The following is a 7,257-nucleotide window of genomic DNA, read 5'->3' as shown; positions in this document are numbered from 1 at the left end:
AAATTAATATTTAACTAAAGGGCTAGTGAATTAGATCATAAATACCATAAATAGCAACTAAAACGATCACAATTGCAAAAATTGTTTCACCCTTAGTAAAGATTTGCTTTCCATGTTGATGACGCGCCCACATGTATAGCGGAATTCCTGCTGCATAGAAAATGAAAGAAATCAAAGTGTATTTAATATTAGCAGAGAACGCCATGAAGATAATATATGCAAACGCTAATATTCCCATAGTTAAACCAGCCCATTGACGGTGCTTGGTATCGGTTGGAAATTCATTTGAATTAGGTAAGCTAATCTTAATCAGATACATTGCCGAGAACAAATATGGTGGGATAGTCATAACCCCAACAATTGTTAAAAGCATTTGATAAGCACTTTCATCAAAGTGCGCAATTAAAATAATAACTTCAATTACGATTGTTGCGACAATAATTGAAAAGGCTGGCGTACCCGACTTATTAGTTTCAGCAAATTTCTTAGGGAATGAACCGTCTTCCTTAGCCGCATGTTGTGGCAATTCAGCCAACATTTGAATCCAAGAAATCCAACTTGAAAAGACAGCAAATAGCAATGCAACAGTAATTACATCACGTCCCAAGTTGCTGTGCCATAAGTTAGTCAAAATGTAAGCTGTTGATGGAGAAGTCATATTAGCCAATTGACCATATGAGTATGCCCCAAGAGAAAGGGTACCAACCAAAGCATACATTACTAAACAAATAATAAATCCAGTAATCGTAGCGGTTGGAACCTGCTTAACATTTCTTGCCTTACCTGACATAACGACAGCCCCTTCGATACCACCAAAGAGCCAAAGAGTTACCATCATTGTGTTCATTACTTGGTGAGTAACACTACCAAGTGCTTTATCACTAACTGATGAAATTGTATGAGTTGCATTGGCATTCAACGTGAATGTATGAAAATTAAAGTGAGCAATTACAGTAACAATAAATACACAAACAACTGCTAACATAACAACCGTAGCAACTTGCTGTACCTTACTAGATACTTCAACCCCACGTAATACTAGCGCAGTTATTGCCCAGGTAATAATTGAGGCCCCAATTACTGATGGCCAGTTATTACCACCTGTAAAGGTTCCAGGGAAGAAGTAATCCAGAGTACTCATCGTTAATACAGCATATGCCGCATTAGCAGCACATTCACAGACAAAATATGCCCATGCAGTAAAGAAACCACTAAATGAACCAAAGCCAACTTGAGCATATTTGTAAAGCCCAGCTGTTAAATCAGGCTTTACATCACTCAAAATAACGAACATCTGAGCAATAAACCAGATACCAATACCGGTTACTACCCAGGAAATAATTTGTGCTGTGAGTCCAGCTTCCATTGACATGTTCTTTGGCAAGTCAAAGACACCCGAACCGACCATCGCACTAACACACAAAGCAATAAGACCCATCAAACCCAATTTTGCAGCTTGGGATTTATCACTATCGGCCATGTTGCACACATCCCTTACTCAGTATTTGTAAGGAATAGGAATATGCGCAATGTTCACAAACAATATATCACTTGTATATTGAATGTTCAATAAAATATTAACCGCTCTCATAAGTTAATAATATTAATAACCGCGATCCTGTTCAAAAAGAGTTATTCATTTTTCAAAAAATATGCTACACTTGTTACTGTTATTTCATGGCGGTGTTGGTGAAGTTTGGTTAACACACCGGTTTGTGGGTCCGGCACGCGTGGGTTCGAATCCCACATACCGCCCTTTAATCGAGTAGGAGATAATTGATTAGTTCAATTATCGACCTCTCACACCACCGTACGTACGGTTCCGTATACGGCGGTTCGACAACTTAATCACATTGAATTGACTGGAGCGTCTTGGACATATTCATAAGTCCAAGTTGTTCCAGTTTTCTATTAGTTAGAGAATAGCTCAAGGTCTTACTATGTGCAGTTCGCCAGTAGCCCTTGCGGGTACTAGCGAAGACATATGCATCACGCTGGGACAGCCCCAACTTCTGTAAGTTAGTTATCTTAGTTTTAAACTTTTTCCATTGCTTCCAGATATACTGCCTTATTCGAACCCTCAACCACTTGTCGAGGCGTTGAATAAAGTTAGTTAGTTTCCCAATTGAGTAGTACTGAAGCCACCCACGCATTTTCGATGAATTTCTTCAAACATTCTTGTCAGAGATATTCCACGATTACGTTTAGTTAATAACTTCAGCGCTTTCTTTACTCGTTGTTGCGATTGTTTAGCTGGACGGGCGTAGGCCCCATTGTGGTCTACACCCAACGAAAAGCCAAGAAACTTCAACCGTAGAGGGCTACCGACTTTGGTTTTATCTGGGTTCACTTTAACTTTCAGGCGCTTTTCTAGAAACTGGGTAATGCTTCGCATTACTCGTTCTCCGGCTCGTTGACTTTTAACATAGATGTTACAATCATCCGCATAGCGCACAAAGTGATGACCACGTCTAGTCAACTCTTTGTCCAACTCATTTAGATAGATGTTCGCCAGTAGTGGTGACAATGGCCCTCCTTGTGGGGTTCCTTTTTCACTCTTAGCGAAGAGCCCATGGTCTAAGACTCCGCTAGTTAGAAACTTACGAATAAGTCTTAGTGTCCATGGGTCATCAATATATTGTTGGAGATACTTAATCATTAAGTCATGATTAACGTTATCAAAATAGGCTTTTAGGTCTAAGTCGACAACTCTTCGATAGCCTTGATTATAAAGATCTACTACTTTTGCAATAGCGTCATGGGCCCCACGGTGGGGACGGAAGCCAAAACTATTATCAGAGAAAACACGCTCAAAGATAGGCGTAAGAATTTGGGCCACAGCTTGTTGAACCATTCGGTCCACCACTGTTGGTATTCCGAGTTTTCTTACTCCACCATTAGGCTTCGGAATTTCTACCCGTTTGACTGGTGCTGGTTTATACTTGCCCTCACGCAAACTAGCGATCAATTCCGTCTTATTTTCTCTGAGATATGGCAGAAGGTCATTGACTGTCATATCGTCAATGCCTGCTGCCCCTTTATTTCTCTTAACTCGCAAATAAGCCTGATTAAGGTTATTGCGGTCCAAGACTAAGTCTTGGATAGTGACACTCATACCTTTACCTTCACCATAATCGGTACTACGCGCCCTTGTGTACTTTCGGTTTTCCAAACCTATCCTCGACAAGCGGTCAGCTTGTTGTTCTGTTTTCTGCGATTGTCGCACCTGATTACACCTCCGATATAAGTTACAAGTTATTGTCGTTCAGTCCTTCATCTGATTACTCAGACTACTATGACCTCGGCTGACTTCTGGCTTACTCAACGCTACATCACTGCACCGCCTGTTTCTGTGGAAATTAAACTTATTCCTCTTGTCGGAAACGTGTAGGCCAGATCTCCCCGGGTAAGGATATTAACTTTCGTACCATGTCACCGGTAGCTTTACTGAAAGTAACTTCGAGTAGTGTTGGACTTTAACTTGTCATGCAGTCTTATCCAGTTAGTTCCAGCCTTATAGCTACTTCTTGTTCATCGGTGCAGTACTTTGCCTTAGACTTCCTTCAGATTCCACCTCGCAGTGGACACCCTTGTCCTCAGCTCATGGTTCCGACTACTACGGCCCATAGCGGACTCTCACCGCCTAGCTAATACCCATGCCGGGCGCACATGAAAAATGGTATTCAGAAATTTTCTGAATACCATTTTTTGTATTATAAATTTTCTCGGTAGCATAGCCAAGATCTGCGCAGTAGCTCCTACTGCAACACAGCCAAAACGCGCTCAGCCTAAGCTCCCTCAAGATAACGTTCTACTGTCACAGAGTAAAAACGTGTTCGCCAGGAACTTGCTAGAGATAACACCCTCCCTCCTAGGCGCGAGACGCCTTCGTCGGGAGTTAGTGTTATCTTTCCGCAAGTTCTTTGCTGGCTCACACTCTAATTCATCAACACTTCCGTTACCAGAATTCCACCACCGAAGATGAGAACGAAGGCAACGACTGGCCAGACGAAGCGAACCCAGTGAGAGTACTTCATATCGAGCATTTGCAGAGTTGCCATAACTAATCCGGTTGGTGCAAGGAAGAGCATTGCGTATTGACCGAACTGGTAGGCGGTAACAACGATATACCGTGGGATATGAACAGTATCGGCCAACGGTGCCATGATTGGCATAGCAAGAACTGCCAAGCCGGAAGAAGATGGCACAATGAAACCTAGGACGAAGAAGATCAACATCATCATAATGATGAAGACAGATCCTGACATATGACGAACTAATTCTGAAGATTGGTAAAGGATCGTATCAGAAATATAACCATCATTCAAAATGTTGTTAATTCCCCGTGCTAACCCAATGATCAATGATACCCCAACTAAGCTAGCGGCACCGTTAGAGAATGCCTCGGTTGTTTGGTATTCACCAAGGCCATCTTTATGACCAAAGCAGGTTAAGAACATGATAATTACCGCAATCAACAGGAATGATGAAGCCATTTCTGGGAAGGCCCAGCCCTTAGCCATCACACCCCAAATCATGATAATAAATGAAGCGGCAAAGAGAACTAAGATAATCCGTTTCTTAATTGTAAAGGTAAGATCCTTTTCTTCTGAAGAATCCATTGACCACATTGCATCAAACTTAGCCTTATCTTCATAAGTGTATGAGAATGACGGATCCTTCTGAACCTTCCGGGCATACCAGTGAAGGTAGAGGAGCAAGCAAATAACAGCAACGGTGAACCCGATGATCCGCCCAGTCATCCCCTGAGTAAATTGAGTCCCGGCCGCATTAGAAGCAATTACAACCTGGAATGGGTTAATAATCGAGAAGGTTGTCCCAATTGATGAAGCCAAGAAAATTGCCCCAACAACGACAATCGAGTCATAGCCCATTGCAATAAATACTGGCGCTAAAATTGGGTAGAAAGCCACCGCTTCTTCTTCGATTCCACAGAGCGTTCCCCCAAATGCCAACAGAACGGCAACCATAAAGACAAGGATAAACTCTTTACCTTTCGACTTTTTCGTCAACGCTTCAAGCCCTGACTCAAAAGCCCCGCTTGCCTTAACGACCCCAATAAGGCCACCAAGGACAAAGATAAAGATCATAATATCAACAGCCTGCATCGTCCCGTTGACCATGCTGGTGAAAATCGAGTACAGACTCATTGGGTGCTGTTTAAGCCGCTTATAAGTTCCTGGAACTGAAACCGGCTTACTAATTGCCCCAGACTTAAACTGGTCAACGTCAATTTTCACGTTGAGCTTCTTCAGAGTTGCCTGCGTTGCCGGATAAACCGTCTTCTTTCCGCTTGGCGCTACAACCTGAAGATGATCATGGCTATACGAAAGCTTAGAATAACTTCCTGCTGGCACAAACCATGTTAAAAATACTGAAATGACCGTCAGAAAGAACAGAATTGTGAAGGCGCCAGGCATCTTCAGTTTCCATTTTTTCTTTGGCTGATTAGCAGTTGCATCCATAACCCTAAACTCCTCACTATAAATAAAATAATTGCACTTACTATTACTACTCCCGTCTGTTAAATAGATAGTTGTATAATAGTAGTTAATATGATTAATAGTTATTAACTGATTAATCAGTTACAATCAAAATTTTAGTAAGCGCTTTCCACGATCATCAAAAATAATCATAATTAATCATGGATAAAATTAAGGAATTCACATGTTAAAGAATCTTAACTTTTTACGTTACCGTAAATATCAACGAATTATTATTGCAGCTGTTTGTGTCGCTCTTGCTTCCCAAATTGGCACAAGTGCATTCACTAAGGGGAATATGATTGCTCTTTCTGCTTTCCTTCTGCCTGTTTTTCTCTACTTTAACCAGGACTTAAACCCGCTTCAATTAGGGTTAGCGATCGCGATCGCCTCCCCTGTTTTTCGCGGATTCGTCCTGCTAGTAAGTAATGGTGCCACAGCTTCAAATGCTATTGCCTATACGATCGCTGACATCATCTTTTTTACCTGTTACGTCTTTCTTTATTATTTGATTTATTGGCTCCGCAGTTTTCAAAATAACGTTGCTTTTTATTTTACGATTATTATCTGTGATTATTTCGCTAACATGGCCGAGATTGCTTTTTTAAATCATTTTAGTGCATTCTCGTTTAGTGTTCTTCAGGGATTATTCATCCTTGCTTTTGCACGGTCGACACTGGCCTTTTTGATTGCTTTTCCCATCCGTTACTTTCAATTTTTAACGGTGAATAGTGAAAGTCATGAACGCCAATATTACCATTTCATCTGGGTTGCATCGGCAGTCAAAAGCGAAGTCTACTTCATGAAGAAAACGATTAATGAAATTGAGCAGGTAACCAAAAACGCCTACCAACTCAATCAACGGCTAAAGGAGAAGGCACTTCCCGAAGAACAGGCAATGGCGTATAAAATTGCTCAGAACGTTCATGAAATCAAGCACTCCTACCAAAACCTTATTAAGGGACTAGGAGATTATTTTGACGATCAAAGCAACGCACCGATGACAATGACCGATATTCTGAAAATCGTTGTCGACTATTCCCAAATGATTATCCGCGAAAAACAGGCTCATATTAACCTGGTCGTTCAAAATCACGTTGATATTACCATTCCGCGTCATTTTTACCTTGTCACCATCCTATCAAACCTCATCATTAACGGGATTGACGCAATTGGTACTAAGCTAAATGGGGAGTTGCTAATCAAAGTTACTGCAGACAATCAGCACGTCTACTTTTCAGTTACCGACAACGGGAGCGGGATCGCAAAAAATCTCTTGCCGCTGATTTTCAAATCAGGTTTCTCAACTAAATTTGACCAATTCGGTGATATTTACCGGGGAATTGGTCTTTCAAACGTCAAGACAATTGCTGAGGAACAGTTTGCAGGAAAAATCACTGTCGATTCAGCTCCAGGCATTGGAACAACCTTTTTCGTAACATTGGATAAGCAAAAGCTAATTAGTTAGGGTGAGTAAAGATGAAATTTTATATTGTCGATGATGACCAATCAATTCTCTATGTCCTGCAAAATATCATTGAACAAAACTTTAACGATGAAGTTGTCGGGATGACCAGTTCTTCACCTGACGCATTGCAAGAATTAATGGTTAAAGATGTCGATATTGTCCTTGTTGACCTGTTAATGCCTGAACTATCAGGAGTTGACCTTGTACGAAAAGTCAAAGAGGTGAAGCCAAATATCCGTTTTGTAATGATTTCCAAAGTGCAAAACAGTGAGATGCGGGCGGACG

At 41.3% G+C, this 7,257-nt stretch carries 4 protein-coding genes, 1 tRNA gene and 1 pseudogene; 3 read left to right on the top strand and 3 right to left on the bottom strand.

The window, feature by feature from the left end; all coding sequences use genetic code 11:
• Nucleotides 1–22: 22 nt before the first annotated feature.
• Nucleotides 23–1,480, bottom strand: coding sequence for a histidine-histamine antiporter (hdcC, locus tag HMPREF0549_RS01550; RefSeq protein WP_003716496.1), 1,458 nt, complete (start codon nucleotides 1,478–1,480; stop codon nucleotides 23–25).
• 200 nt (nucleotides 1,481–1,680) lie between these two features.
• On the opposite strand from hdcC, the gene HMPREF0549_RS01545 reads away from it, so the two are divergent.
• Nucleotides 1,681–1,755 (top strand) — tRNA-His (locus HMPREF0549_RS01545).
• A gap of 89 nt (nucleotides 1,756–1,844) precedes the next feature.
• On the opposite strand, the pseudogene ltrA reads toward HMPREF0549_RS01545, so the two are convergent.
• Nucleotides 1,845–3,226, bottom strand: a pseudogene (gene ltrA / locus HMPREF0549_RS01540) (group II intron reverse transcriptase/maturase).
• Nucleotides 3,227–3,938: 712 nt separating this feature from the next.
• Nucleotides 3,939–5,486: a YfcC family protein gene (locus HMPREF0549_RS01535; protein ID WP_003716493.1), complete on the bottom strand. Its 1,548-nt coding sequence runs from the start codon at nucleotides 5,484–5,486 to the stop codon at nucleotides 3,939–3,941.
• A gap of 202 nt (nucleotides 5,487–5,688) precedes the next feature.
• Between HMPREF0549_RS01535 and HMPREF0549_RS01530 the strand changes: the two genes are divergently transcribed.
• Both HMPREF0549_RS01530 and HMPREF0549_RS01525 read left to right on the top strand, forming a co-directional pair.
• Complete coding sequence (locus tag HMPREF0549_RS01530) at nucleotides 5,689–6,972, top strand: ATP-binding protein (protein ID WP_003716492.1); 1,284 nt, start codon at nucleotides 5,689–5,691, stop codon at nucleotides 6,970–6,972.
• Nucleotides 6,973–6,983: 11 nt separating this feature from the next.
• On the top strand, nucleotides 6,984–7,257 hold a 274-nt coding region (locus HMPREF0549_RS01525), incomplete at its 3' end, for a response regulator (protein ID WP_003716491.1).

The organism is Limosilactobacillus vaginalis DSM 5837 = ATCC 49540 (assembly GCF_000159435.1).
GTDB lineage: Bacteria > Bacillota > Bacilli > Lactobacillales > Lactobacillaceae > Limosilactobacillus > Limosilactobacillus vaginalis.
The sequence above is the reverse complement of the archived record's forward strand: the minus strand, read 5'-3'. Positions and strand labels throughout refer to the sequence as shown.